Origin of the sequence: Leeia speluncae (genome assembly GCF_020564625.1) — a bacterium.
GTDB classification, from domain to species: domain Bacteria; phylum Pseudomonadota; class Gammaproteobacteria; order Burkholderiales; family Leeiaceae; genus Leeia; species Leeia speluncae.
This window is the reverse complement of record NZ_JAJBZT010000003.1, coordinates 379379-405092: the sequence shown is the minus strand read 5'-3', so window position 1 is coordinate 405092 and position 25714 is coordinate 379379. Positions and strand designations below refer to the sequence as shown.

Genomic DNA, 25714 nt, shown 5'->3' with positions numbered 1-25714 from the left:
GAGCAAATGAGAATAGCCGTTCTTGAAGATGATCCTAGTTTGTGCGAGATGGTGTGCCAGACCTTGCAGGTGGCAGGCCATTCTGTCACAGGCTTTCAAGAGGGACGTCGGCTGTTACAAAATCTAAAGCGTGATAGCTTTGATTTGATTTTGCTGGATTGGGAGGTGCCAGATTTATCTGGTATAGAAGCACTAACCTGGATACGTGAAAATCTAGATAAAACTTTACCCATCATGTTTCTAACCTGCCGAGATGCAGAGACGGATATTGTCACGGGGCTAAATAGTGGTGCGGATGATTATATGATCAAGCCTGCTAAACCTGCCGAACTGCTCGCGCGAGTAAATGCCCTCATCCGTCGAGCGTACCCTGACCAAGGTAAAGTAGAGCGCTTAGAAATGCCGCCTTACCGGTTTGATTTAACGTCTCGCACCGCCTTCTTAAATGATGAAGCGGTTGAACTCACGCAAAAAGAGTTTGATTTGGTTGTGATTCTCTTTCGCAATTTAGGTCGTGTGTTATCGCGTAACCATATCCAAGAGGTGATTTGGGGGCATATGCAGCAACTCAACTCGCGCTCGATGGATACCCACGTCTCCCGCGTACGGAATAAACTGCAATTACGCCCAGAAAATGGCTATAAACTGAGTCCTGTTTATAGCTTTGGTTATCGGTTAGAGCAGGTATCCAATGATGCTTAAGCAAGCTGCTTATCAATGGATGTGGATGGTCCCACTTATTGCGCTACAAGCCGTCGCAGCGCCGGCACCTGTCGCAAAATCGCTTCCTGTCTATACCTATCAAATTCAGCAAAAAGATACGGTTTATGATTTGAGCCATCAACTACTTGAGAATCCCAATCAATGGGGTCAAGTGGTGGCGTTTAACCATATTCGCGACCCTAAACGGTTAACACCCGGCAGTGAGTTAAAAATCCCAATTGCTTGGCTTAAGGGAACGCCTGTCAAAGCCACTGTAGTCAATGGACGTTTGGCGAGTGGCAATGGAAAACCACTTATGGCGGGCGATTCGATTGCTGAAGGCGACAATCTGCTGACCGAAAAGGATGGCTCTTTAGTACTACGTTTGCCAGATGGCAGTCAGGTGCTGTTGCAAGGTGGCTCTCAGGTTTCTGTCGATAAGTTGAGAGCGAGGCCATCTGCGGGTTTATCTAGTAAGCTGAAATTGCAAAAAGGCCGGGTTGAAACCCATGCGAACCCAGATAAAGTGCCGAATACCAATATGGAGGTCTCTACGCCACTGTCGATTGCAGGGGTTCGAGGGACTCAATTCCGGGTGGCGTTAGATGAGGCGGGTACGCATGCTTCAGGGGAAGTGACAGAGGGCGAAGTAGGGTATCAAGGAGGCAAGTCGCTGGTGAGTTTACCAGCAGGGTTTGGAAGTCAGGTAGATGGTTCTGGCGTTCCGATCAAACCGATCGCTTTGCTGGCTGCACCGACCCTCTTATTACCTGATGCGGCTTATGATCGGGTGTTATTTAAACTCTCTTGGCAAGCCATTGAGCAAGCTGCTGCGTATCGGGTGATGATTGCGACTGATGAGCGATTCACTCATGTGGTGTTATCTACAGTGGTAACCGAGCCCACGTTAAAGCTCACTGACTTGGAAGATGGTCACTATTGGGTGTCTGTCCGTGCAATTGATGCCATCGGACTGGAAGGGCTAGATTCAACCGCCTTGTTTAAACTGAAAGCAAGGCCTGAACCACCATTTGTGTTAACGCCTAAAATGGTGGCCAAAGCAACGGCAGGCAATGTGAAGTTTGAGTGGGGACAACCAGAAGGCATTCATCAATATCACTTTCAGTTGGCAACGAGTACAGACTTTTCCAAACTAGTTTTTGATGAAATGGTGACGAATACCACCTCTCTCAATCCAGAGTTAAAGGAAGGCCAATATTACTGGCGACTCGCTTCTATTCGCCAAAAAGACAGTGAAGTTGACCAAGGGCCCTACTCTGACCTAGGTAGCTTGCTGGTTCGCCCTGCCCCAAGTTTGCCAAGTAAACCGATCGAAACGGCGAATAGTCTTTCCTTTAATTGGAAAGGTGAAGCAGACCAGCGTTTTGTTGTTCAACTGAGTGATGACAAAGCCTTTAAAGAAAACGTGTTGTCATTTTCAACTGAAACCCCGACCTTAACCATTCCACGCCCGGATGCGGGGGAGTGGTTTATCCGGATAAAGGCAATTGATCCTGATGGATTTGAAAGCAGTTTTACCAAGCCGCAGAAATTCATGATCTATCGTCGCTTAGTGACGTCCGATGGGCAACCGGTATTGAATGGTCAAGGTGAACCAATTACCGCACCAACCAACTAATGCTTTTAGCATCTAAAAAAAGAATTCCATGTTGTTAACAAAATTTTGTCGCACGGCGATGTTCACCCTATGTGGCATCGCTTTTTCAACCGCTTCATTTGCATTAGATGAGTCGGACATACAGTTATCGCTAAAAGCGGTGAAGTTGCCCGCAGATGCATTGTCCCTTGTTGTTCGACCACTAACGGATATTGCGCAACCGCCAATCAGTTATCGAGCGGACGTCCCTGTTAACCCTGCTTCTACAATGAAGCTTTTAACGACGTTCGCCGCATTAGATACCTTGGGACCAACGTATCAGTGGCAAACGCAAGTGCTTGGAACGGGACAGCAGGTAGGGGATCGTTGGCAAGGAGATCTATACGTAAAAGGACAGGGTGATCCTAAGCTCACCCAAGAGCAATTGTGGTTATTGTTGCGGCAGTTGCGCCAAAAAGGCATTCGACAAATTGATGGTAGGTTGTTGCTTGACCGTTCTTTTTACTCACCAATTGAAGATAATGATGAGTCATTAGATGGCGAAGATGAGCGTCCATATAATGTTCCTCCTGATCCATTAGCGGTCAATTTCAAAACGCTACGTGTCCAGATGTTGAATCAAAATGGGCAAATGCAACTCTCTGCAGAGCCAAACCTACCTGGCTTAACACTGACTAACCAATTATCGGTCGTCGATAGTGGCAGTTGCCTTACTTGGAAAAACCAAGTAGCAGTAAAAGTTACCCAACAGGGTGATCAAACCAACTTACTTTTTAAGGGCAAGTTTCCAGCAGCCTGTGACATGGCGAATTACTTAACAGCCGTTGGCTCGCACCCAACGTTTGCGATGGCTTCCGTCCGTGATACATGGGCTGAATTGGGCGGCAGTTGGCCGCTACTGGCGAAAAACGATGGCTCAGGTTGGTTGGCAGAGGCAGTCACGCCGGTAGACGCCAAATTACTCGCGGCACAGTCGTCTGAATCGTTGGTCGATATCATTAAGGATGTAAACAAGTTCTCGAATAATCTGATGGCGAGATCGGTTTTTATTGCGATCGGACGCAAGCAAGGGACTGGTAAATCACCGATTAATGAATCCAATGCCGTGATTCGCCAATGGTTAACGACCAACCAAAAAAGTTTTCCGGAATTGGTGCTAGAAAATGGTGCCGGCTTATCCCGTAAAGAGCGTATTAGTGCAAACCATCTGGCCGACGTGTTGAGCTTAGGGTGGCAATCTAGCTATATGCCGGAATATATGGCCTCACTACCGATTGCTGGGATTGATGGCACATTAAAACGACGTTTTGCAACCGACATGCAATCTAGCGCGCACTTAAAAACAGGTACGCTCAATAATGTGCGTGCACTAGCGGGTTATATCCGCTCACGCTCCGGGCAATGGTGTGCTTTTGTCGCTATTCTCAATCATCCCTCTGCCGATCGTGGCGTAGGGTTACTTGACCAACTAGCTGGTTATGTTTACGAAAATTATTGAACAAGGCTAAGCGGGTTCCAGCGCGTCAGTGATTGCTTGCTGAGATAGCGCTGGTGCTGGCTAAGCATTTTTTTGCTTTTTAAGGAAGAAAATCGAGACTTACTCACCAGATGTATCAGACATTCGCAGTCTTGCAATGAGACGTGTAATCGAATCGACTTCCCCGGTAGGAATTTATAATCCGCACCTTGATTCGTTAGGAAGAAAATTAGATTTTTTTCCTCTTCTTCTACCATAAAGATGCTCGGCTGATAGTGGGCACCATCGGCAAAGGGAAGCAAGGTAATCGCATCTACCAAGGCAGGCATACTCTCTTCATCTAACGCATCGAGCAACGCTAATACTTGTTGGCGAACGGTTTCGGTTAAGGGAGTGGCTGGACTAAATAACTGTTGATCTATTATCCACGCGGCGAGCACATCGTCTTCTGATGGTCGTGCTTTGGCGTAAGAAATTCCTAATAGCTGACAGGCTTCATTGATTGCATCTTCCGGATTCATCGCTTTCCCTTCGTTCAATAGCAATACCGCTTGATGAATGATGGACTGGGTGGTTAACGCGCTGTTTCGTGAATCGTGCATAGTCATTTTGCTTGGGAAGGATGACAAAAAGATGTCAGACCAGTGATTTTACCATTCGTACATTGTAAAGCGTGATGTCGTCTCTTTGATTCGCTTGTTGATGGATTTCAATAAACCCTTGTCTCAGAAAGAAGGGGATGGCATTGAGCGAGACATCAACGGCTAGATAGGGAAGCTGATGGCTTTTTGCTTGTTGCTCGATCTGCTGATATAAAAACTTCCCCGCGCCATATCCTTGCCAATCAGGGTGAATATAAAAACAATCTAGATAACTTGATGCCGGGATGAGTTCGGCAAAACCAATCAACTGTTTTTCTGATGAGTTTGAAGAAAATAATAACGTGGGCTGGGTAGTAATTAGCCGTGCAGCCCAGTTTGCCGGTGCATTCGCGGGGCTCCATGCCTCTTTTTGCGCGAGGGTGTAAAAGGATAAGGGGATGGCCTGTACAGACGCATGTAGCAATTGCCAACAAGCCTCAGCCTGCGAATCGTGATAACTAGCCCACTCGAACATGTCTAAAAATTACTTTTGCGTTTGCAATGCAACGCGAATGCCTAGACCAATAAAGGTACAACCGGCAAATTTATCGAGTTGGCCTGCAATTTTAGGTGATTTTTGCAAGTAACTGCCCAAACGGCCGGCGCAAAGCCCTACTAGGCCAAATATTACCGCGGTTTGGAGCATGAATAGCAAGCCCAAAATACTAAGCTGAACAGGTACATTGCCTTGAGATACGTTGACAAACTGCGGTAGAAAGGCAATAAAAAACAAGGTCACTTTCGGATTCAGCATATTGGCAATAATGCTTTGCTTAAATATCGGCCACATGGCTAATTGGGCCCCATCTTTGTTCAGACTAATTTGGCTCTTACCAGTTAAAGCCCGAAAGCCGATATAACATAAATAACCTGCACCGGCGAATTTAATCAGATTAAATGCCATCTCGGATTGCTTAATCAGCGCAGCAACGCCGATTGCCGCTAGCAATGTGTGCCATAAGCAACCTGTAGCAAAGCCAAGTGCTGCCGCAATCGCTGCTTTTTTTCCTTGGCTAATACCTCTCGTTAACACATAGAGATTATCTGGACCTGGTGCGATGGTCACAATGGCTGCACTAACTAAAAACATCCAAATATCTGGCATTGGATTACCTTTTAGGAATGCACTGCGTGATGAATACGAATGTCTCGGATGTGTGCGGTCGTTTTTGTGAGCAGGGCAAGCGCGGTGGTTAATTGTTGAACCTCTTCCTCTGTAAACTGGTCTTTCGCTTCAATAAACAAATCCATTTCGATTTGGCCATCTAAGTAATGCAAGACTAGTTGCTCTTCGCGTAGTTGATTGGTGGGTAGGTGTGGCAATAAGGTCGCGACCACACGTTGGCGATCTGGTAGTCCTGCACTTTTACGGGCATCTAAATCATCTTCTGGGTCAACGTGCACCAGTACGTCTAACACAGTCGCATTGGATAGCACATTGCGTCGTGCCTGCTCTGCAATGAAATGACCTTCAGACACACTAATTGTCGGGTTGACCAACACGTGAGCGTCCACTAACACCATATCGCCCATTTTTCGCGTTCTTAACTCATGAACACCTCTTACCCCCGCTGTATGTTCAAGGCTTTTCTCAATGGCTTTTACCACTTCCGCATCAGGCGCCGCATCACTGAGGTCTTGAAGTGCTTCCCAGCCAAATTTCCAGCCCATATGTGCCACCATAAAGCCAACAATGGCCGCAGCAAGTGCATCTAAGAAGGTGTAGCCTAATAAATTACCACCAATACCTAATGCAACTACTAATGATGATGCTGCATCTGAACGGGCGTGCCAGGCATTGGCAACTAGCATAGAGGATTTAACCCTTTCTGCTTCTTTCAGCATGTACCTAAACAAGCCTTCTTTTGCCACGAGCGTAAAACATGCTACCCAAAGTGCGGCCGCATGGACACTCTGTGCGGTAGATGGCATCGCAAGTTTTTCGCCTGCGCGCCAGAGCATCCCAATACCTACCACCAATAAGATGACACCTAGCCAAAGTGATGCAACGGTTTCATATCTCGCATGTCCATAATGATGGTCTTCATCAGGTGCTTGGTGGCTATGTTTGTTAGCAAATAGAACAACAAAATCTGCCACCAAATCTGATAGGGAATGTAAACCATCTGCAATCAAGGCTTGTGATTTGGCAAAAAAGCCAACTCCAACCTGAAGGATGGTTAGTACCAGATTGATAATGACACTAATCCACGTGGTCTTCGAGGCGACTCTTTGTCGCTCTTCAGAGAGTGACGCTGAGTAATTTTCTTTATTGATAGTAGCCATAATAGAAGGAGTTGCTTTATTTCGGTTTGGTGAAGAATATCAACTAATTTTTATAGAGGTGCAGTTTCTTTGCAAGCACCTAAAACAAAAAAGCATGAAACCGACATGGATTTCATGCTTTTTGTTTCATTACATCAATTGGCTTATTGTTGCTTACGGTTCTTTAACCATAACCAAGCGGTAATCACGTAGCCCGAAAGTGAGTAAATGACAAACATACCAAACAAGACGCCTGGTGGATACGATACAAGGAATAGAATAATCCCTACTAAAATGAGTAGTGCAAAAAAAGGCACGCTCTTACGCATTCCTAGCTCTTTAAAGCTCCAGAAACGGACATTTGTCACCATCGTAATGCCAGCAAATAGTGTAAACACTAATGCAACCCATCGTAGTGCAGGATATTCAGCCGGTGATAAGGCTAGGTCATTCGAAATCCAAACCGCGCCAGCGACTAATGCAGCAGCAGCAGGGCTTGGCAAGCCTGTAAACCAGCGCTTATCCGCAATACCAATTTGTGTATTAAAACGGGCTAAACGCAATGCCGCGCAAACGGCATAAATAAACGCGACCATCCAGCCAATTTTATGTAGCGGCTGTAGCGCCCACTGATACATCACTAGTGCAGGTGCAACACCAAATGACACCATGTCGGACAGGGAGTCATATTCGCCGCCAAAATCACTTTGTGTATGAGTAAGACGGGCGACTCTACCGTCTAGTCCATCTAAAACCATTGAAATAAAAATCGCGATAGCAGCATGTTCAAATTTGCCATTCATCGCTTGAACAATTGCGTAAAAACCACCAAATAATGCTGCGGTAGTGAATGAGTTCGGGAGTAAATAGATCCCTTGTTTGCGAATGCGCTCATTCAACGGCGTTTTTGCCGGATGATTATCTGACATGAATACCTCGGTTGCTTAGATTTTCCCTAGCGGGGAATCTCTACGTAATGACGAATTGCGATGATTGCTGCAATGCCTATCTAACTGCGTCCAACTTTTCTCATTATTTTTTGTGCTGTCTTAGCCATAACGCCGAGTTAGCCAATCTCGCTGACGAAAAAATTAACGGCAATTTGACCGTAGACCATTTTGTGAATGGATTTCACTTTTTCATCTTGCTGATATCTTAACTCAATCTGTGGATTCAAGGAATGTGGCTTCTTTACTAGTAGATCGTTTGACTGTGAAATTTTGATTAAATTCTTCATAATGAATTGGTATGAATTCAAAGAGCAAATGGAAGATGAAGTATTGGTTGATGAAATCAGAGCCCGATGAAGTCGGCATTGATCATTTAGCAGCTTCGCCACAGGCTGCATTTCCTTGGTTTGGCGTAAGAAACTATCAGGCTAGGAATTTCATGAGAGATCAAATGCAAGTGGGTGATTTGGTCTTGTTTTATCATTCCAGCTGTGAAGAGCCTGGCATCGCTGGCATAGCGAAAGTGAGTTCAACAGCCTACCCAGATGCCACGCAATTTGACGTGACTTCTAAATACTACGACCCGAAATCAACGCAGGAGAATCCGCGTTGGGTGCATGTAGATGTGCAGTTTGTTTCCAAAACAACGTTTTTATCGCTTTCGAAAATGAAAGAAGACCCTCTCTTATCTGACATGTTGGTGTTAAAAAGAGGCAATCGTTTATCCATTACACCAGTCAGCGAAATTGACTGGCAGTATATTGCTGAAAAAATTGGCTTTTCAGCGGGGGCATGATGCCTAGTCGCCAATTATGGATTGTCTATGACTCGAACACCGGTGCAACAGAAAGCTGGGTGCATGCATTTAAAGGGGGAGCAAGTGCCTGTGACAAGGTGTGGGTGAATGTCATTAAAGCCAATGAAGTGGATTGGATGCGTTTGCCAACTGCGGATGGGGTGGTCTTTGCATGTCCAGAGTTGCTAGGGTCTATGTCTGGGGGCATGAAATTGTTCTTTGACCGTGCGTATTACCCACTAATCGAACGCATGCAAGGTAAAGCAACACTAGCTGTTGTGGTGGCTGGAAATGATGGTGCGATGACGGTCAAACAGATGGAAAAAATTCTTACCGGATGGCGGGTAAAGTGGATTGCGCCAATCCACTTGGTTAAGCAAGGTATTTCATCTGTAGATGACCTACTGGCTAAAAAAACGTTATCCCCTCATCAATTGGAAGATGCACGTAATGTTGGTCAATTATTTGCAGAAGGTTTAGCTGCCGGTATCTTCTAAAAATAATCCCTCGCTTAAACTAAGCGACCATGCTTGACCCGATAGCCACTAGTGGCAAATTTACCTAAGTGGCCACCGTGAGCATGGCAAATGGCGGCAGCGAGTGCATCAGCTGCATCCGCTTGCGGTACGGCAGGTAACTGCAGCAGGCGTTTCACCATTTCTTGCACTTGCTCTTTTGCCGCATGACCATTGCCAACCACCGCTTGTTTAATTTGTAATGCCGTATATTCTGCAACGGGGATATCCCTAGCAACCATGGCACTAATCGCGGCACCACGGGCTTGCCCTAATAGCAGCGTAGATTGTGGATTGACGTTCACAAATACTTTTTCAATCACCGCTAGGTCAGGTTTATATGTATTAATGATTTCGCCGATGCTATCGAAAATCACTTTTAACCTTTGTGGTAATTCGCCTTCACCACTTTTAATACAGCCGCTCTGAACATAAGCGAATTGCTGTCCCGCCTGATCTATTAATCCAAAGCCGGTGACTCTTAAGCCTGGGTCAATCCCCAAAATGCGCTTTACTTGCATGTGGCGTCCCAATTCTGGCTGACCCAGTTCCTTGCATCTTCTAGACGGCTAGGGGTGCCTACATCAATCCATGTCCCATCAAAACGCTCACCAAATACCCCTCCAGCCTTCGCTGCGGATTTTAAAAGCGGGCCAAGTTTGGCTGGTTGATTGACTTCTACCTCTTTAAATAGAGCAGGGTGATATACCCCAATACCAGAAAAAGTCAGGCGGTTGGCTTCATCATTGCCAACTTTGTTTTCCGCCAGTGAAAAGTCACCATTGGGGTTATGCGCTGGGTTGGGGACGAGCACCAAATAGGCGAAAGCGCCTTGAGTAAAGGCTTCTGATGCACGGAGTAGCATATCCTGAAGAGGCAAGTCGGCTAGCACATCACCATTCACGACCAAGAAGGGGCTGGAAAAGTCTGGACTTAGAAAAGGCAGCGCTTTGGAGATCCCTCCGGCCGTTTCCAATGCAGTCCCTTCTGCGGAGTATCGAATCTTTACATCGAAGGCTTCGCCTGATTTGAGCGAGTCTTCAATTTTCTCGCCCAAATGCGCATGATTAATGACGACAGATCGAATACCTGTCTGGCGAATGTGTTTTAGATGCCAGCCGATAAGCGGTTGGCTACCTACTTGTAATAGGGGTTTTGGCGTATGGTCCGTTAACGGGCGCATCCGTTCTCCGCGCCCCGCTGCTAAAATCATTGCCGCTGAGATGGTGCTATTCATTAAAATGTATATCCAACTTGTACAGATTTATCTTGCAAATCATCTAAGATTTTTGCAATCGGTGCGAGTGCTCTGTAACGGCGAGTTGTTTTCTCCAGATAATTCAGTACGCGTGGTAGGTCGTTTAAATAGTTTGGTTTGTTATCTCTGTGAGCAAGACGAGCAAAAATGCCTACCACTTTTAAATGGCGCTGGACGCCTGCCCATTCAAAGTCTTGATAGAAGCTATCAAAGTCGCTTGAAAGTGGTAAGCCAGCCTTACGAGCAGATGCCCAATAACGAATCGTCCAGTCGAGCAATTCTTCTTCTGACCAGTCAATATAAGCATCTTTCAGCAGTGATGCCAAATCGTAACTGATAGGGCCTTCCATTGCGCCTTGAAAGTCGATAACTGCAGGATTGTTATTCGCCGCAAACATGAGATTACGGCAATGGAAATCTCTGTGCATAAAGACTTGCGGTTGATTCGATAGATTATTAATTAAAGCCAATTTGACTTCTTTTAACCATTGGCGGTGACGAACTGTCAGCGTGGCTTTTAAATGAACGCCCACAAACCACTCATCAAATAAATCCATTTCCATCGCCATATGCGATGGCGAAAATTTTGGCAGTTGAGATGCATCTAGTTTTTGCATCTTAATGAGTGCATTCCAAGCATCTTCATACAGTACTCGCGCACTTTCAGAAGATAATATGTCTTGGTAATGAGTGTTGCCCAGATCGCTTAGCAGCATAAAGCCTTGCGCTAAGTCGACTTGTTCTATGTGTGGAACGAGTACATCACTAGCGGCTAGTTGACGCCCAATTTCTACAAATGGGGTGCTGTTTTCTAATGCTGGCGGTGCATCCATTACAATCTTGGAGCCATTTGGCGTTTGAATTCGATAATAGCTACGAAAGCTAGCATCTGCAGATGCGGGTGCTAAGGTCTGGCTACTTTCTGGGTAGTATTGATCGATCCAGGTTTTTAAAGCCGCTTCTCTTTGCAAATTACTTGCGTCTGTCATGGTATTTTGTCTGCCTGCCGGTGTTGGCTTTGAGTTAAACATGGTAAAGTTGCGAGATTCTAACATTTTGCCGCAACTGTGTTTTCAATGCCGCAACTAAAACCACTTACTCTCGCCATTTTGACTGCATTTAGCCTACCAGTGTGGGCCGATGATGAACTACAGCAAGAACTTGTAGACATCGATGCGTTATCTTTGAGCCCTTCATTATCGACTAGTCAGAAAAATGAAGAAGCCCCCACTTTTGTTAATGCTGATAAGCTGCAAGGTTCTGGTAATAACGATCTTGAAGCAGAAGGTAAGGTCGAAGTCTATCGAGGCGACCAAGTTTTAAAGGCCGATTGGCTGTCTGTCAAAGACAATGGGAATGACCTGAATGCAAAAGGCAATGTGGTGTTCGAGCAGCATGGCGACACGATGTCTGGTCCTGCCTTTCGCTTAAATCAGGCAACAGGTGAGGGCGTCTTCGAGTCCCCTGAGTACGAGTTAGCTAGCCGAGGGGCAAAAGGAAAGGCCGATAATCTTTACTTCGAAGGTAAGGATTTATATCGATTCCAAAACGCTACCTATTCGACTTGTATTAATCCTGATTCGGATTGGTATGTCAAAATGTCGAGCCTGTCTCTCGATTACACTCGTAACGTTGGTGAAGGTACGCATGCGCAAATGTATTTTAAAGGCGCGCCGATCTTTTACTTCCCATGGATGGACTTTACCTTAGATGGCAGTCGTAAATCGGGATGGCTAACGCCTTCATTTAGAACGTCAAATACCACCGGTGCAGAGCTAGCAGTTCCTTATTATTGGAATATCGCGCCAAACCGAGATGCAACGATTACTCCTCGGCTAATTACAAAGCGTGGACTACAGCTTCAAGGTGAGTTTCGATATCTAGAGCCTAGCTATTCTGGTGTGGTACGCGCCGAATACTTGGCAAATGACAAAGAGGTCGATCGGAATAGATACGGTTTTAAATTTAATCATTTACAAAGTATCAATGGCTGGCAGTTTGGTATTAATGCCGAAAAAGTGTCAGACCGAAAATATTTCGATGACTTAAGTGATAAATTGTCCGTTACTTCTACCACGAACTTGCCTCGTGAGATGTGGATTACAAAAAGTGAAAACGGTCTGACGTTAACCGCACGGACGCTGAAGTATCAAACATTGCAGGATGATGAAAATAGTATCGATCCTCCTTACGCCAAAATGCCGCAGCTATCATTGAATTGGTATAAGCCAGATGTTGGCGTTACCGATTTCAATTTGGCAGCGGACTTTACAGCGTTCTCACACCCAACAAAAGTGAATGGCCGTCGACTAGTGGTGAACCCATCCCTGTCGATTCCTATTTCATCACAATATGCCTATTTCACGCCAAAAGTGGCCGTTCATGCGACACGATATAGCTTGTCGTCTGACAATAATACGCTAGGTATTTCAAACGCCACCCGTACTGTGCCTATTCTGAGCTTGGATAGTGGGCTCTACTTTGAGCGTGAAGCCAACTGGTTTGGACGTACAAGTACTCAAACGCTCGAGCCAAGGCTTTTTTACGTCAACATTCCTTATCGTGATCAGTCAAATTTGCCAAACTTTGATACGGCAGAAGCTGACTTTAGCTTTAGTCAGCTATTTTCTGAAAATCGCTACACCGGTAGCGATCGGATCAATGAGGCGAATCAATTAACTGCCGCAGTTACCTCGCGATTGATTGATCCGCTATCTGGTGAAGAAACTGCTCGATTTGCGATTGGTCAGCGCTACTATTTCCGTAAAACTCAGCGTGTAACATTAGACAATGTACCGATCACCGAACGTAGTTCAGATGTTTTGGCGGGTGTCGATGCGCAATTGTCGGATAAGTGGCATGGCTCACTTGCTTGGCAAGTCAATCCTGAAAAACTAAAGACGCAAAAAGCGAGTTTGGATTTGCAGTATCGTCCAGCGCCAGGAAAAGTGATTAACCTAGGCTATCGATACGACATTACGCCAAGTAGTGAAAGTGATCATTTCAAACAGTTTGATATCTCTGGCCAATGGCCGCTTGGAAATGGTTGGTATGCGGTCGGACGGTGGAATTACTCTGTAAAAGACCGTAAACCACTAGAGGTTTTGGGCGGATTAGAATATAACGCAGGATGTTGGGCGCTAAGACTGGTGGCTCAGCGGTATGTGACAAGTAGTAGCCAGCGTAATAATGCTTTCTATATTCAGCTAGAAATGAACGATCTAGCGCGTGTTGGCTCCAATCCATTGTCTGTATTAAGAGAAAAAATTTCTGGCTTCCAAACAAGTCAGGAGTTAGAAAAAGCAGGTAATTGATCTCGCATGTGTGATGGGAAACAACCTGTTTGTAAATTTTAAAAGGGTTTTAATTCGATGATTCGTAAACCAATTGCATTATTGATCGCAGGTATTATGTTGTCTGGAGCCGTTGCGCCATCTTTTGCCGCGCAGCCAATTGCTTTGGATCGTATTGTTGCAGTCGTGAATAAAAATGTGATTACCGAGCATGAGTTAAATGCGCGTTTACAAGTCACACTGGCAAACTTGAAGCAGCAAGGGGTAACACCTCCTTCTGAAAAAGTGCTGAAACAACAATTGCTTGATCGAATGATTACCGACGAAGTTCAGCTTCAACTGGCACGTGATAATGGTGTCAAAGTGGATGATGCTCAATTAGATGCTGCAATGAATCGAATTGCCGATCAAAACAAAATGACACTTGAGCAATTAAAAGAGGCAATTTCTAAAGAAGGGATTGTTTTTGAAAAATTTCGCGAGGATATCCGACGCGAGATTTTAATTGATCGAGTCAGAGAAAGCGAAGTAGATAGCCGCGTGCAAGTGAGTGATGCAGAAGTCGATAATTACCTTGCCTTGCAAGGTCAAGCTGCGGACCAGACGGTTGAGTACGAATTACAGAATATTGTGATTGCAGTTCCTGAGCAAGCAAGTGCTGACGAAATGGCGGCTAAACAAGCGAAAGCAGAGGCGGCATTAAAAGAGTTAAAAGCAGGCAAATCTTTTGCTGAAGTGGCTGCTGCATATTCTAATGCCAATAATGCCATGCAGGCAGGGCAATTAGGATGGCGTCAAGGTAATCGATTGCCTGATATTTACTTGAATGCCATTAGTAAACTGGATAAAGGCCAGTTTACTGGCGTGTTAAAAACACCAAATGGTTTTCATATCGTGTTGGTACACGACAAACGCCAACAGGGCGGTGCACAAATGGTTGAACAAACCCATGCGCATCACATCTTAATTAAAACGAATGAAGCAGTGTCTGAAGCGGATGCAAAAGCACGTTTAATGGCGATTAAAGAGCGCTTAGACAACGGAGCAAAATTCGAAGAGTTGGCTCGTTTGCATTCTGAAGATGCGAGTGCAAATAATGGTGGTGACTTGGGCTGGTTAAATCAAGGCGATACCGTACCAGAGTTTGAGAAAGCAATGAATGCGCTTAAGCCAGGTGAAACCAGTGGTTTAGTGAGAACCCAGTTTGGTTGGCATTTAATCAAAGTGGATGAGCGTCGCCAACAGGACGTTTCTGGCGAGAAAGCACGTTTAGAAGCGCGTATGGCATTGCGGGCTAAAAAAGCTGACGAAGCCTACGATAGCTGGGTGCGTCAGCAAAGAGATCAAGCATACGTTGAAGTTCATTTGGATGAGGAGTAATCCTTGTTGGATGAATTGTTAAAGCCACTTGCTATTACAAGTGGCGAGCCTGCTGGTATCGGCCCCGATCTCTGTATAAAAATTGCTGCTCAAAATAAATTGCTGCAGCAACCATTGGTGATTCTTGGTGATCGGCAAGTATTTGCAAACCGAGCGAAGATGCTCGGTTTGTCTTTTGATGTGCCCGAATGGGATGTCACAAAGAAACCTTTGATTTCCTTTTTGCATGTGCCGTGCGCAGGTGATGTAAGGCCAGGTGAATTAAATGCAAATAATGCATCGCATGTTTTGCGTATGCTAGATGTGGCAATTAAAGGCTGCTTAGATAAAGACTTTGCTGGCGTGGTGACTGCGCCCGTTCATAAAGGGGTCATTAACGATGCCGGCATTCCGTTTACCGGACATACCGAATACTTGGCTGAGCATACGGATACTGAGCAAGTTGTGATGATGCTGGCTGGTGGCGGCCTGAAAGTGGCGTTGGCGACAACTCACTTACCGCTTGCTGATGTTAGTGATGCGTTAACACCAGAACTACTTGAGCGTGTCTTAACCATTCTAAATCATGATTTGAAGAAATGGTTTGGCATTGTCGAGCCGCGAATATTGGTTGCCGGCTTGAATCCCCATGCGGGCGAGTCTGGCCATATGGGACGTGAAGAAATTGATGTCATTGAGCCTGTCCTTGATCGGCTAAGAATGCATGGGTTGCAACTCATTGGACCACTGCCTGCTGATACCCTGTTTCAACCGAAGTACCTTGAAAGTGCCGATGCGGTATTGTCGATGTTCCATGACCAAGGTTTGCCTGTACTGAAATTTGCTAGTTTTGGTAAGGGTGTCAATATCACGCTTGGATTGCCAATTGTTCGTACTTCTGTCGACCATGGTACGGCGCTAGATTTGGCGGGAAAAGGCATTGCGGATGAAGGCAGTTTGCTAGAGGCGATTCGCTATGCGTCTGAAATGGCAAATGCTAATCGACAGATGCGCTAATTTTTAAGTCGTAAAGTTTTTATTTGGAAGTAACGATGCAGCATATTCCCCGTAAACGGTTTGGTCAGAATTTTTTGATCGATAATAGTATTATCGATTCAATCGTTCGTAGTGTGAACCCGAAAGTTAGTGACAATGTAGTTGAGATTGGCCCAGGGTTGGCTGCTATTACCAAGCCATTATCCGATCGCTTGAACCATTTGCATGTGGTTGAAATTGACCGCGACATTGTGTCTCGCTTAAGCAGGCAATTTCCGGCTGAGAAATTATCGATTCACTCGATTGATGCGTTGAAGTTCGATTTTTCCACATTGGGCGAAAAGCTCAGAATTGTTGGTAATCTTCCGTATAACATTTCCTCGCCACTACTTTTCCATTTGGCGGATTATCGTTCGAATATCACGGATATGCACTTCATGTTGCAAAAAGAAGTGGTTGATCGGATGGTGGCAGAGCCAAATACGGCAGACTATGGTCGTCTAACCGTGATGTTGCAATATCGCTTTCATTTAGAGTGGTTGTTAGATGTACCTCCAGAATCCTTTAACCCTCCACCTAAAGTGAATTCAGCCGTCGTGAGATTAATTCCACGCGAGGATCTGACCTTAAGTGCAAGCGTTGAGAAAGCGCTCAATAGGGTAGTGACCGCTGCATTTGCGCAAAGAAGAAAGACGCTGAGAAATACGCTTTCTGGTCTATTTACGGCAGAAGAATTGTCTCAGTCTGGCATTGACCCTCAAGCAAGGGCGGAAAGCCTCAGTGTGGAACAATTTATTGGGCTTGCAACCGTATTTGCTAACAGAGAACAAGCATGATTGGTTATCTACAGGGTGTTATCTTAGAAAAAGCACCGCCGGCTATTTTATTGTTAGCTGGTGATGTAGGTTATGAAGTAGATGTGCCAATGAGCACCTTCTATGACTTACCTCCTGCAGGCGGTGCAGTAAAGCTATTTATCCATACCGTGATTCGTGAAGACGCGCATCTGTTATTCGGGTTTGCCTCAAAAGATGAGCGGGAGGTTTTCCGCAAGTTACTGAAGGTGAGTGGTGTTGGCCCACGTTTAGCATTAGCGGTACTCTCTGGTATGTCGGTTAAAGAGTTTGCATTGGTGATTGCCAATGCAGATGCGGCAAGGTTGGCGAAAGTACCGGGTATTGGCAAAAAGACTGCAGAACGTTTGCTACTTGAACTTGGCGGCAAGATTTCCATCGCCGAACCGTTGTTGCCAGGTATTATTGCGCCAGTCGTTAGTGCCAGTGATGAAGTTAGCCAAGCGCTTGTGGCGCTGGGTTACTCTGAAAAAGAGGCCTGTTTAGCGGTGAAAGCATTACCTGAAGGTAGCTCTGTTGAGGATGGAATTCGACTCGCGTTAAAACACTTGGCAAGAGTGTAATGCTGGATTGAATCTTTGTTATCACTGCAGTACCAATAAAAAACGGGCATTTAAATGCCCGTTTTTTATTGGTACTGCAGAAGAAAAACGAATTAATCTGCGTACTGACGTTTTAAGCGCTCGCGGCGTTCTTGTGCTTCGATACTGAGTGTCGCAGTCGGTCTAGCAAGCAAACGCTTAAGGCCGATTGGTTCTCCTGTATCTTCGCAATAGCCGTATTCACCTTGATCGATACGGTTAATCGCTTGATCAATTTTGATCAGTAGTTTACGTTCACGATCACGGGTGCGAAGTTCCAGCGCGTATTCTTCTTCCAACGTTGCACGGTCTGCAGGGTCAGGAGTTGCTTCTTGCTCTTGCAAGTGCTGGCTGGTCGCGTTGGCATTTTCCAGTAACTGAGCCTTCATGTTCAGTAGGTACTGGCGGAAAAACGCCAGATGCTGACTGTTCATGTAGTCTTCACCGTTATCGTTCTGGATGTCTTGTTCTGTCAAAGGGCGATTTTCCATCTTTTCTACCGTCCATGTTGCTGCACAACAAATAAAGAAGTGTTATAGGGTAAACGCTTCAATTGTGCAAGAATAATATGACAATTTATACTTTATATTTGCCACAAGCAATATCTCTGTTGTCAACAAACAATCAAACGACATAAAAATATTGCGAATATTCTATTAATTTATTATAGACCACCGTACGAGTGCATGCCGGAAAGCCACATATTTACGCCTAAAAAGGCAAAGGTAGTCACTAGCAACCCACCAACCGCCCACCATGCTAAAGCCATTCCTCTTAAGCCTTTGATGAGGCGTAAGTGTAACCAAGCCGCATAGTTTAACCAAACGATGAGTGCCCAAGTCTCTTTAGGGTCCCAAGACCAATAGCCGCCCCAAGCTTCTGCTGCCCATAATGCGCCTAAGATTGTTGCAATGGTGAAAAAGAAGAAACCAATTGCAATTGCTTTATACATTACCTCATCTAGTAGTGTGGATGGTGGTAAAAATTTAGCCATTTTGGTTTGCGTCAGTAACTGTGCCACACCGATCATCGCAGCAAAGGCAAAACCACCGTAACCCACAAAGTTGGCAGGTACGTGAATTTTCATCCAATAAGATTGCAAAGCAGGAATAAGCGGTTGTATTTGTTGAGCGCCACGCGAGACGGTGTACCAAACGGTAAAGACAACCGCTGCATTAATGACGACTAACGCAAAAGGAATGAGTTGCTGGCTTTCGTAACGTTCTGAATAGAATAATGCCACCAATGCAGCAATCAAACAGAAAAGCACAAATACTTCATATAGGTTAGACACGGGAATGTGTCCAACATCTTGACCTAACAGGTAACTTGCATACCAGCGTACAAACATGCCGGTAAAACCAAAACAGGTTCCTGCCCAAACAAGGAATTTTGCGAAGTTGCCTAAGAAGGTGGATTGTCTAAATAGTCCAAGCCAGCCAATGAACAGGGCAAATACATATAAAACCCCCATCCACATGATGGCGGATTGGCTAGATAACCAATATTTCAGGATAAACTTCGTATCTGCATTCGCAAGTGAGCCATCATAGAGTTGGATGGCGAATAAACTGAGCGCCGTCATCGAAACCATGAGCGTGCGAGTTGCTTGCCAGTACCAGCCCAATGCAATAATGCATGGCGTTGCGCCAATCAGAATCCCTTTTTCATAAATATCCATAAAGTCTGCAAATTTGTGAAAAGCAAAGGCGGCACCACCAATCACAAATAGGGCAAACAAAATATCAAAAAGGTTTGGCTTAAACCATTTTTCCTGAGTAGAGATGGTTTGCTGATTTGCCAATTCCATCACGATTTCTCCGTTGGTGTGACCAATAGCTGCTGCAACTCTGATAAGTGCTGTTGGTACAATTGCTCAAACTGTTGATGCTTGCGGTTCCCTGACATGGCAAACATCACTTTATCTTTTTGGATCACTAGCCATACCCGATATTCTTGAATGTAGAACATGGCAAAAATACCAATAACGAGCAGCAAACAGCCCAAATAGACTAGATTTTTAGCCGGTGCACGTGCAATCTGAAATCCACTGGCTTGAATTTGCTGAAAATTAGTTAGCTGCAAGTATACAGGGGTTCCGTAATCATTTAATGCGCTCATCGAGACGAGACTATCTAGGACAAACCGCATTTCATCTCCAGAGACATTTTGTTGTTGGCTACTCTTTTTATACGCCTCTAATGCAGCTGTTTGTAAGATCTTCATGTAAATGCCAGCAACCTCATTGCGTTTGTCCTGCGGGACACTTGCTTTGAGTTGTTCGTCTAGCGCTGGGAAGCCTCCTTTGGCAAAGGTGGCCAAGACCCGTTCCGCACTATCTACAAACTGGACCCTAAATGTCTCAGATAACGCACTGCTACTTAATGCTTGGTTGGCAGTGAGGTTTGCTAAGTTTTCTCGCTCCTCAGGATTCAGTAGTAGGGCTCTTAGTTTCATAAAGCCCGTAATTTCACCGTTGCGATCGGCAGGAAAGCGGAAGTAGCGATAGGGGTCTTGCACCCGTGTTTTCATGCCACTGATGAAGTACGGTGCACCTTCAAGGGTAACCGGTTGCATATAGTTGATATATTCAATCGCCTGACCAGTTGCATCTCTCCATTTGAAGGTAATACTAGGGCCCACATTGTGTAATGTTTTTGGCTTGGTCACTTTGGCCGCATCTTGCATATCTCCCTTGAAACGATCGACAAAGTCTTGTTTTGCTTTGTCTTCTGTGCGGTCAAAGTTTTCAATATTGAAGAAGCGGAAGTCACCTAGCTCTAGTGAGGCGGGTTTTCCTGCGAGTGCTAATTGTTTTGTGCTTTGAGAAACGCCCTCAACTGCGGAAGCTTCTTCGCTTGGAGAGGCGAGATTCCAAGACTTCAAGGAAACAGGAGAGCCGCCATCGCCAAAACTTGCTTGATAGATGGCAATGCCGTCAACAATCACCGGGTGGTTTACACTGGTGGTTCCGTTAATCACTTTGCCTGAGTCTTTCATCGTAACCACGATGTCGCTAGCAAATTTTTTAGGCTGACCAGTAGGGTAGTGCTCTACATGAAACTTCTTGAGCGTGACGAGAAAAGGTAGTTCTTGAACGAAATAGCCATCTTTATGGTTGAGAAATAGGACATCGGTGCTGCTTCCTTCAGGAATCGTTACATTGCCTCTAAAGGTTGGATTACTGGTAGGAAGTTTACTAGATTCTGGAATTTCGCTTACTCGTAAATCTCTTTTTTCCACGTGCTTGCCGTTGAACCACTCTTGCGCTCTGATAAATAAATTGCCATCAGCCAAACCACCAACGCAGATTAAGATAATCGCTGCATGTGCGAAAAAGTAACCTAACTTTTGAAAGGTTCCTTTTTTCCCTGCAAGTAGTAAATGACCGTCATTTTGTTTTTCTTTGAAACGGTAGTTATGTTTGCTTAAAAAACTTTGCAGTTTTTCTTGGGTGTTTGCTGAATTGGAAACGTCAAAGGATTGCTGGTGTTTAAACAGTGAGAGCGAGTTAAGCGTGGCATTTTCACGATAACTTCGCATTTCTTTTAAGAATTGTGGGGTGTGTCGATAAATGCAAAGACCGGTGGATAAAACCAAGAAGGCCATAATGCCTAAAAACCAGCCTGCACTGTAGATATTATAAAAGCCTAAGCGTTTAAAAATTTCAAACCAGAACGGTCCAAATTCAACTAGGTAGCCTGTGTAAGATTCATTTTGCTTAATGATGGTACCAATAATGGAGGCTAAAGCAATAACCACCAATAAGGTGACGGCAAACCGCATTGAACTGAGTAATTCGTATACCGAATAGGCTCTGGAATGTTTCCGCACAATATACCTGACAAAATTTAAATGAGCCCTAAAGGCAAAGCGTAGAACCTTAACTAGACTGCGTGAGTAATATTAAGTTCCAAACGATAAAAGCAAAACAAGGCTATCGGATGATAGCCTTGTTATGTGCTAGCGCGATTGCGTCTAGTCAATGCCCGATTAATTTGTTAAATCAGGCAGTTAACTAATTAACGTAGGCCGGCAATGTATTCTGCTACTTGTTTGATCTCGGTGTCAGACATACGAGACGCAGCAGTGCGCATCATCTTGTTTACATCGTTTGCACGTTGACCAGAGCGGAAAGCATTTAGCTGAGCAACAATGTAATCACTGTGTTGTCCTGCTAGGCGAGGATATTGCACTGGAATGCCAGCGCCGCTTGGGCCGTGACATGCCATACAGGCTGGAACACCTTTGGCCGCAATACCACCACGGTAGATGCGCTCACCTGCTGCGGCTACGTCTTTACCTTGGCCTTTGCCTGGTTTTGGTTTTTGCATAGAGTAGTAAGCTGCAACATTAGCAATATCTGTATCAGACAGTGCTGTCACAATGCCGCGCATTGGGTTTGCACCACCGCGCCAGTCTTCTGGTTTTTTCGGATCCATTGGCGCTTTGAACTGTTTCAGCTGTTTCTCAATGTATTCAGCGTGTTGACCGGCTAGTTTTGGGTTGGCTGGCACCGCACTATTGCCGTCCGCTGCGTGACAGGCTGCACATACCGTGCTGGCGATTTGTTGACCTTTGCTTGGGTCGCCCTTCACTGGTTCACCAGCCAAGGCAAACGGAGCGATGACTGTGGCGATCAATGCGGCCACAATACGGGTACGCTTCATGAATAAAACTCCTAGCTATGAATAAAATTCTTGCTGGCTGGCGTCACAGACAAACAACATCTTTTGCGCGAAAAGGTAATAAATTGCGCAGTCAGACTTTCGCCACCATTCTAAACACGCTATTCTAAACACCTTTTGTTAGATGCGCTATATCGCCACGCCCCAATGCCTAGTCTTCAGCAGCTTAAATTCTTTATTACCGTCAATCATTTGTCAGATTTGCCACAGACATTAGCCGAAGTGGCTTTTGCGGGGCGATCCAACGCGGGCAAATCGAGTGCTATTAATACGTTGGCCAAACACACCCGCTTGGCTTTTACGAGTAAAACACCTGGTCGTACACAACATATTAACTTTTTCCAAATTACTGACGGCGTTCATGTCGTGGACTTGCCCGGCTATGGATATGCGCAAGTGCCAAATGCCGTCCGTAAACATTGGGAAGGTTTGTTGGGCGATTATTTAAGACTTCGCGAGCAATTAAAAGGCTTGGTGGTGATTATGGATAGCCGCCATCCATTAAAAGATCTGGATTGGCAGATGTTGGAGTGGTTTGCGCCAACGAAAAAGCCGATTCACATTTTATTGACTAAAGCTGACAAGTTAACGCGTCAGGAATGTGCGAAGCAGTTAAGTCTGGTGAAAAAAGCAGTTGCTGACTGGCCGCAAGTGTCAGTGCAGCTTTTCTCTAGTTTAAAAAAATCTGGTGTTGAAGAAGCTGAGGCGACCGTTCTTTCTTGGTTGTATCCTGCGGAACCTGAAGAGGTTAGTGAAGTTTTGTAAAGATGATGATTGATTGGAACTTTGCTGGAGTAGGTCACTCTTACTCTTGAGCGCTACGAGCTCCCCGCTTTCCTCCCTGAGCGGGTGCCTTGTTCTAATAATCAAGGTTTTGGCCCCGGATCTTAGAAGACCCGGGGTTTTTTATTTTGTACTAGCTTGTTTTACTCGGTCGGGGGCTGCTGCTGTTCGGTTTTGATGTGATTGTTTTTTACACGGACATAATGTTCGGCAGAGTATTTTAGAAAGCCAAGTTCTTTTTCGGTTAGTGGCCGGACCGCCTGTGCTGGGCGCCCAATGTATAAATAACCAGATGCAAGTGTTTTTCCTGGTGAAACTAAACTGCCGGCTCCAATCATGACTTTATCTTCGATCACGACATCATCCATAATGATGGACCCCATTCCGACGAGTACCTCATTTCCAATTTTGCAGCCATGAAGTACGACATTGTGGCCAATTGTGACGTAATCTCCAATAATAAGTGGAGAGCCATTCGGTTTCTCTGGTGTTTTGTGAGAAACATGGCACATCGTGAGGTCTTGGACATTGCTAAAGTTGCCAATTTCAATATGATTAACGTCACCCCGTAGCACCGCGTTACACCAGATAGAGCTGTCTTTTCCTAATTTAACATCGCCAATGACTTGGGCGCTGGCGTGTACGTAACAACCTTCCTCGATTGTGGGGGTTGTCTCTAAGTAAGCAGAGATAGTCATATTGAAATCCAAGTATGAAAAGAATAAATGAATTTTACTTGAGTATTGGCAAGATGGCCGTATCTATATCTAATCAAGACCGTAAAACGGTTAAATGCGAACAAACCATATTGTGAATGGCTTCCAGTTTTTAGATGATGTAATTGATTGGTTGCAACACACAATACCTAATTCATGCGAAAGAAGATGTTGATGAGTAATCCTCTATTACTGGCCGATGGCCTTCCACGATTTTCCAGTGTAAAACCAGAGCATCTCTCGCCTGCAATGGATGAATTGCTTGCTAATGCAAGCGCAGTCATTGCTCAGCTAACTTCGCAGAATGAGCTACCAAGCTGGAATAACTTAATCGAACCACTAGATATCGCTTTAGAGAAACTCTCTAGAGCCTGGGGCGTGGCAGGGCATTTAAATGCGGTGGTGAATACGCCTGAATTAAGAGATGCCTACAATGAAAATTTACCGAAAGTAACTGAGTTCTATACAGCACTTGGCCAGAACGAGGCGCTGTATCACCTTTATAAGCAGTTGGTGACAAGCGAGTGGTATAAGAATGAAGCAACATCAGAGCAGCAGCGCTTTTTGCAAAATGAACTAAGAGATTTTCGCCTGTCTGGTGCGGAGTTGTCTGAAGCCGATAAGGTTCGTTTTGCTGAGATTCAGTCAGAAATGGCGGAGTTGTCGAATCAGTTTTCAAATCATTTATTAGATGCAACAGATGCTTATGTAAAGTATGTGGAAGATGAATCCGAACTAACTGGTATTCCAGAAGAAATGCTAGAAATGTATCGCCAAGCAGCCGAAGAAGAGAATAAAACAGGTTTTAAGCTAACACTGCAAATGCCTTCCTATTTGCCTGTGATGCAATACGCAGAAAATCGAGCGTTACGAGAAGAGTTGTATCGTGCCTATGTAACAAGAGCCTCTGAGTTTGGGCCGCAAGCGTTAGACAATGGCCCGGTGATGACGCGCCTACTTGTACTGCGCGATGAAGAAGCTAAATTGTTAGGCTTTAGTGATTTCTCTGCGCTATCGATTGAAGCAAAGATGGCAGACTCTTCAAAAACGGTGATTTCGTTTTTAAAAGACCTTTCTGCTAAAGCTAAGCCATTTGCTAAATCAGATATGGGTAGCTTGAGGGCCTTTGCCGGACAATTGGCAATTGATGATATGCAAATGTGGGATGTGCCATTTGTGTCAGAAAAACTAAGGCAATCGGCTTATGATTTTTCTGAGCAAGAAGTAAGACGTTATCTGCCTGAGCATAAAGTGTTGGCTGGCTTGTTTAAAGTTATACAAACATTATTTGATGTGAAGGTTGTTCAGACAGAGGCTGAGGTGTGGCATCCGACAGTACGTTTTTATAGTATTAAAAATAAAGATGACAGCTTGGTTGGTCAGTTCTACTTGGATCTTTATGCCCGTTCAGGTAAGCGAGGTGGTGCCTGGATGGATGATGCGATTACGCGCTGCCAAAGAACTGCTTCACCGCTTCAGTATCCAGTTGCCTACTTAGTTTGTAACTTCCCTGCGCCAGTAGGTGACGAGCCTGCATACTTTAGCTTTGACGATGTAATCACCCTGTTCCACGAGTTTGGTCACGGCTTGCACCACATGCTAACTGAAGTGTCTGTTCGTGGTGTATCGGGTATTAATGGCGTGGAGTGGGATGCCGTCGAGTTGCCTAGCCAGTTTATGGAGAATTTCTGCTGGGAGTGGTCTGTATTGGAAGAGATGACCGAACATGCCGATACGGGTGAGCGGATGCCTAAGTCCTTGTTTGATAAGATGTTGGCAGCAAAGAACTTCCAAAGTGGTATGCAGATGGTGCGCCAACTAGAATTTTCTCTGTTTGATTTAATGATCCATGATGGACGGACATTTACGCAGGTAAGCGACATTCAACAAGTGCTAGACAATGTGCGTAAAGATGTCGCTGTTGCGATCCCGCCTGAGTACAATCGTTTTCCAAATAGTTTTGGCCATATCTTTGGCGGTGGATATGCGGCGGGCTACTATAGTTATAAGTGGGCAGAGGTATTATCTGCGGATGCATTCTCTGCATTTGAAGAAGAGGGCGTTTTAAATACCGAAACGGGGACGCGTTTCCGACAAGAGATTTTAGCAGTTGGTGGAAGTCGGCCGGCGATGGACTCTTTTGTTGCGTTTAGAGGCAGACAGCCGGCGGCCGATGCATTATTAAGACACAATGGTTTGGCTTGAGTAAATTGTTGTTTAAC

The 25714-nt window shown here is 45.1% G+C and carries 25 protein-coding genes; 12 read left to right on the top strand and 13 right to left on the bottom strand.

Annotated features, from left to right (window positions below; translation table 11 throughout):
• Positions 1-6: 6 nt before the first annotated feature.
• Genes LIN78_RS07830 through dacB form a run of 3 tightly spaced genes read left to right on the top strand, consistent with a single transcriptional unit; the run spans position 7 to position 3818 of the window.
• A complete protein-coding gene (locus LIN78_RS07830; RefSeq protein WP_227180225.1) occupies positions 7-702 on the top strand; it encodes a response regulator transcription factor in 696 nt (231 codons plus the stop codon).
• Positions 692-2341, top strand: coding sequence for a FecR family protein (locus LIN78_RS07825; RefSeq protein WP_227180224.1), 1650 nt, complete (start codon positions 692-694; stop codon positions 2339-2341). Before LIN78_RS07830 ends, LIN78_RS07825 begins: the two co-directional genes overlap by 11 nt.
• Before the next feature lie 28 nt (positions 2342-2369).
• On the top strand, positions 2370-3818 hold the full coding sequence (gene dacB / locus LIN78_RS07820; RefSeq protein ID WP_227180223.1) for a D-alanyl-D-alanine carboxypeptidase/D-alanyl-D-alanine endopeptidase: 1449 nt from the start codon (positions 2370-2372) through the stop codon (positions 3816-3818).
• Here the strand turns inward: dacB and LIN78_RS07815 are convergent.
• The 5 genes from LIN78_RS07815 to pssA form a co-directional block, all read right to left on the bottom strand.
• On the bottom strand, positions 3812-4399 hold the full coding sequence (locus LIN78_RS07815; RefSeq protein ID WP_227180222.1) for a hypothetical protein: 588 nt from the start codon (positions 4397-4399) through the stop codon (positions 3812-3814). The two genes, dacB and LIN78_RS07815, sit on opposite strands and share 7 nt — an antisense overlap.
• 34 nt (positions 4400-4433) lie before the next feature.
• Positions 4434-4913: a GNAT family N-acetyltransferase gene (locus LIN78_RS07810; RefSeq protein ID WP_227180221.1), complete on the bottom strand. Its 480-nt coding sequence runs from the start codon at positions 4911-4913 to the stop codon at positions 4434-4436.
• 9 nt (positions 4914-4922) lie between these two features.
• Positions 4923-5543, bottom strand: a complete 621-nt coding sequence (locus LIN78_RS07805; RefSeq protein WP_227180220.1) for a LysE family translocator — start codon at positions 5541-5543, stop codon at positions 4923-4925.
• A gap of 11 nt (positions 5544-5554) precedes the next feature.
• Positions 5555-6724, bottom strand: a complete 1170-nt coding sequence (locus LIN78_RS07800) for a cation diffusion facilitator family transporter (protein WP_227180219.1) — start codon at positions 6722-6724, stop codon at positions 5555-5557.
• Between the two features lie 143 nt (positions 6725-6867).
• Positions 6868-7632, bottom strand: a complete 765-nt coding sequence (gene pssA / locus LIN78_RS07795) for a CDP-diacylglycerol--serine O-phosphatidyltransferase (RefSeq protein ID WP_227180218.1) — start codon at positions 7630-7632, stop codon at positions 6868-6870.
• A 343-nt stretch (positions 7633-7975) separates the two neighbouring features.
• On the opposite strand from pssA, the gene LIN78_RS07790 reads away from it, so the two are divergent.
• Together LIN78_RS07790 and LIN78_RS07785 are read left to right on the top strand one after the other, a co-directional pair.
• Positions 7976-8449, top strand: coding sequence for an EVE domain-containing protein (locus LIN78_RS07790; RefSeq protein WP_227180216.1), 474 nt, complete (start codon positions 7976-7978; stop codon positions 8447-8449).
• Positions 8449-8946 carry a flavodoxin family protein gene (locus LIN78_RS07785; protein ID WP_227180214.1) on the top strand — a complete coding sequence of 166 codons (498 nt, stop codon included), beginning with the start codon at positions 8449-8451 and terminating at the stop codon, positions 8944-8946. The genes LIN78_RS07790 and LIN78_RS07785 overlap by 1 nt, the downstream gene beginning before the upstream one ends.
• A 14-nt stretch (positions 8947-8960) precedes the next feature.
• Here the strand turns inward: LIN78_RS07785 and ruvC are convergent, their stop codons facing one another.
• The 3 genes from ruvC to LIN78_RS07770 are packed head-to-tail and all read right to left on the bottom strand — an operon-like array spanning position 8961 to position 11253.
• A complete protein-coding gene (ruvC, locus tag LIN78_RS07780; RefSeq protein WP_227180212.1) occupies positions 8961-9485 on the bottom strand; it encodes a crossover junction endodeoxyribonuclease RuvC in 525 nt (174 codons plus the stop codon).
• Positions 9476-10201 carry an N-acetylmuramate alpha-1-phosphate uridylyltransferase MurU gene (gene murU / locus LIN78_RS07775; protein ID WP_227180210.1) on the bottom strand — a complete coding sequence of 242 codons (726 nt, stop codon included), beginning with the start codon at positions 10199-10201 and terminating at the stop codon, positions 9476-9478. The genes ruvC and murU overlap by 10 nt, the downstream gene beginning before the upstream one ends.
• Positions 10201-11253: an aminoglycoside phosphotransferase family protein gene (locus LIN78_RS07770; RefSeq protein WP_227180208.1), complete on the bottom strand. Its 1053-nt coding sequence runs from the start codon at positions 11251-11253 to the stop codon at positions 10201-10203. Before LIN78_RS07770 ends, murU begins: the two co-directional genes overlap by 1 nt.
• Positions 11254-11298: 45 nt before the next feature.
• On the opposite strand from LIN78_RS07770, the gene LIN78_RS07765 reads away from it, so the two are divergent.
• From LIN78_RS07765 to ruvA, 5 genes are read left to right on the top strand one after another with little or no spacing between them, the layout of a single operon-like run.
• Positions 11299-13536, top strand: a complete 2238-nt coding sequence (locus LIN78_RS07765; protein ID WP_227180206.1) for an LPS-assembly protein LptD — start codon at positions 11299-11301, stop codon at positions 13534-13536.
• Between the two features lie 57 nt (positions 13537-13593).
• Positions 13594-14895: a peptidylprolyl isomerase gene (locus LIN78_RS07760; RefSeq protein ID WP_227180204.1), complete on the top strand. Its 1302-nt coding sequence runs from the start codon at positions 13594-13596 to the stop codon at positions 14893-14895.
• Between the two features lie 15 nt (positions 14896-14910).
• Entirely contained in the window at positions 14911-15891 is a 981-nt protein-coding gene (gene pdxA, locus LIN78_RS07755) for a 4-hydroxythreonine-4-phosphate dehydrogenase PdxA (RefSeq protein WP_227180251.1), read from the top strand.
• 35 nt (positions 15892-15926) lie between these two features.
• Positions 15927-16706: a 16S rRNA (adenine(1518)-N(6)/adenine(1519)-N(6))-dimethyltransferase RsmA gene (rsmA, locus tag LIN78_RS07750; protein ID WP_227180202.1), complete on the top strand. Its 780-nt coding sequence runs from the start codon at positions 15927-15929 to the stop codon at positions 16704-16706.
• Positions 16703-17287: a Holliday junction branch migration protein RuvA gene (gene ruvA, locus LIN78_RS07745; RefSeq protein WP_227180200.1), complete on the top strand. Its 585-nt coding sequence runs from the start codon at positions 16703-16705 to the stop codon at positions 17285-17287. Before rsmA ends, ruvA begins: the two co-directional genes overlap by 4 nt.
• A gap of 92 nt (positions 17288-17379) precedes the next feature.
• Here ruvA and dksA read toward each other — a convergent pair whose 3' ends face one another.
• The 4 genes from dksA to LIN78_RS07725 form a co-directional block, all read right to left on the bottom strand.
• Positions 17380-17796 carry an RNA polymerase-binding protein DksA gene (gene dksA, locus LIN78_RS07740; RefSeq protein WP_227180198.1) on the bottom strand — a complete coding sequence of 139 codons (417 nt, stop codon included), beginning with the start codon at positions 17794-17796 and terminating at the stop codon, positions 17380-17382.
• 173 nt (positions 17797-17969) lie between these two features.
• Positions 17970-19115, bottom strand: coding sequence for a c-type cytochrome biogenesis protein CcsB (gene ccsB / locus LIN78_RS07735; RefSeq protein ID WP_227180196.1), 1146 nt, complete (start codon positions 19113-19115; stop codon positions 17970-17972).
• Positions 19115-21139, bottom strand: coding sequence for a cytochrome c biogenesis protein ResB (locus tag LIN78_RS07730; RefSeq protein ID WP_227180194.1), 2025 nt, complete (start codon positions 21137-21139; stop codon positions 19115-19117). The genes ccsB and LIN78_RS07730 overlap by 1 nt, the downstream gene beginning before the upstream one ends.
• 188 nt (positions 21140-21327) lie before the next feature.
• Positions 21328-21975 carry a c-type cytochrome gene (locus tag LIN78_RS07725; RefSeq protein ID WP_227180192.1) on the bottom strand — a complete coding sequence of 216 codons (648 nt, stop codon included), beginning with the start codon at positions 21973-21975 and terminating at the stop codon, positions 21328-21330.
• Between the two features lie 165 nt (positions 21976-22140).
• Between LIN78_RS07725 and yihA the strand changes: the two genes are divergently transcribed.
• Positions 22141-22758: a ribosome biogenesis GTP-binding protein YihA/YsxC gene (gene yihA, locus LIN78_RS07720; RefSeq protein ID WP_227180250.1), complete on the top strand. Its 618-nt coding sequence runs from the start codon at positions 22141-22143 to the stop codon at positions 22756-22758.
• Between the two features lie 161 nt (positions 22759-22919).
• Here the strand turns inward: yihA and LIN78_RS07715 are convergent, their stop codons facing one another.
• The gene (locus tag LIN78_RS07715) at positions 22920-23474 is read right to left on the bottom strand and encodes a gamma carbonic anhydrase family protein (RefSeq protein WP_227180190.1); all 555 of its coding nucleotides are present in this window, start codon (positions 23472-23474) and stop codon (positions 22920-22922) included.
• 192 nt (positions 23475-23666) lie between these two features.
• On the opposite strand from LIN78_RS07715, the gene LIN78_RS07710 reads away from it, so the two are divergent.
• Positions 23667-25697 (top strand): M3 family metallopeptidase, encoded by a 2031-nt coding sequence (locus LIN78_RS07710; protein WP_227180187.1) that lies wholly within the window; start codon positions 23667-23669, stop codon positions 25695-25697.
• Positions 25698-25714: the final 17 nt, after the last annotated feature.

Coding starts and splice junctions, on each gene's coding strand:
- LIN78_RS07825 (WP_227180224.1), top strand. CDS start 692: ATGATGCTTAAGCAAGCTGCTTATCAATGGATGTGGATGGTCCCACTT.
- LIN78_RS07785 (WP_227180214.1), top strand. CDS start 8,449: ATGCCTAGTCGCCAATTATGGATTGTCTATGACTCGAACACCGGTGCA.
- ruvC (WP_227180212.1), bottom strand. CDS start 9,485: ATGCAAGTAAAGCGCATTTTGGGGATTGACCCAGGCTTAAGAGTCACC.
- LIN78_RS07710 (WP_227180187.1), top strand. CDS start 23,667: ATGAGTAATCCTCTATTACTGGCCGATGGCCTTCCACGATTTTCCAGT.
- rsmA (WP_227180202.1), top strand. CDS start 15,927: ATGCAGCATATTCCCCGTAAACGGTTTGGTCAGAATTTTTTGATCGAT.
- yihA (WP_227180250.1), top strand. CDS start 22,141: ATGCCTAGTCTTCAGCAGCTTAAATTCTTTATTACCGTCAATCATTTG.
- LIN78_RS07715 (WP_227180190.1), bottom strand. CDS start 23,474: ATGACTATCTCTGCTTACTTAGAGACAACCCCCACAATCGAGGAAGGT.
- dksA (WP_227180198.1), bottom strand. CDS start 17,796: ATGGAAAATCGCCCTTTGACAGAACAAGACATCCAGAACGATAACGGT.
- LIN78_RS07800 (WP_227180219.1), bottom strand. CDS start 6,724: ATGGCTACTATCAATAAAGAAAATTACTCAGCGTCACTCTCTGAAGAG.
- LIN78_RS07805 (WP_227180220.1), bottom strand. CDS start 5,543: ATGCCAGATATTTGGATGTTTTTAGTTAGTGCAGCCATTGTGACCATC.
- ccsB (WP_227180196.1), bottom strand. CDS start 19,115: ATGGAATTGGCAAATCAGCAAACCATCTCTACTCAGGAAAAATGGTTT.
- pssA (WP_227180218.1), bottom strand. CDS start 7,632: ATGTCAGATAATCATCCGGCAAAAACGCCGTTGAATGAGCGCATTCGC.
- LIN78_RS07815 (WP_227180222.1), bottom strand. CDS start 4,399: ATGCACGATTCACGAAACAGCGCGTTAACCACCCAGTCCATCATTCAT.
- LIN78_RS07760 (WP_227180204.1), top strand. CDS start 13,594: ATGATTCGTAAACCAATTGCATTATTGATCGCAGGTATTATGTTGTCT.
- murU (WP_227180210.1), bottom strand. CDS start 10,201: ATGAATAGCACCATCTCAGCGGCAATGATTTTAGCAGCGGGGCGCGGA.
- ruvA (WP_227180200.1), top strand. CDS start 16,703: ATGATTGGTTATCTACAGGGTGTTATCTTAGAAAAAGCACCGCCGGCT.
- LIN78_RS07830 (WP_227180225.1), top strand. CDS start 7: ATGAGAATAGCCGTTCTTGAAGATGATCCTAGTTTGTGCGAGATGGTG.
- dacB (WP_227180223.1), top strand. CDS start 2,370: ATGTTGTTAACAAAATTTTGTCGCACGGCGATGTTCACCCTATGTGGC.
- LIN78_RS07765 (WP_227180206.1), top strand. CDS start 11,299: ATGCCGCAACTAAAACCACTTACTCTCGCCATTTTGACTGCATTTAGC.
- LIN78_RS07810 (WP_227180221.1), bottom strand. CDS start 4,913: ATGTTCGAGTGGGCTAGTTATCACGATTCGCAGGCTGAGGCTTGTTGG.
- LIN78_RS07725 (WP_227180192.1), bottom strand. CDS start 21,975: ATGAAGCGTACCCGTATTGTGGCCGCATTGATCGCCACAGTCATCGCT.
- LIN78_RS07790 (WP_227180216.1), top strand. CDS start 7,976: ATGAAGTATTGGTTGATGAAATCAGAGCCCGATGAAGTCGGCATTGAT.
- LIN78_RS07770 (WP_227180208.1), bottom strand. CDS start 11,253: ATGTTTAACTCAAAGCCAACACCGGCAGGCAGACAAAATACCATGACA.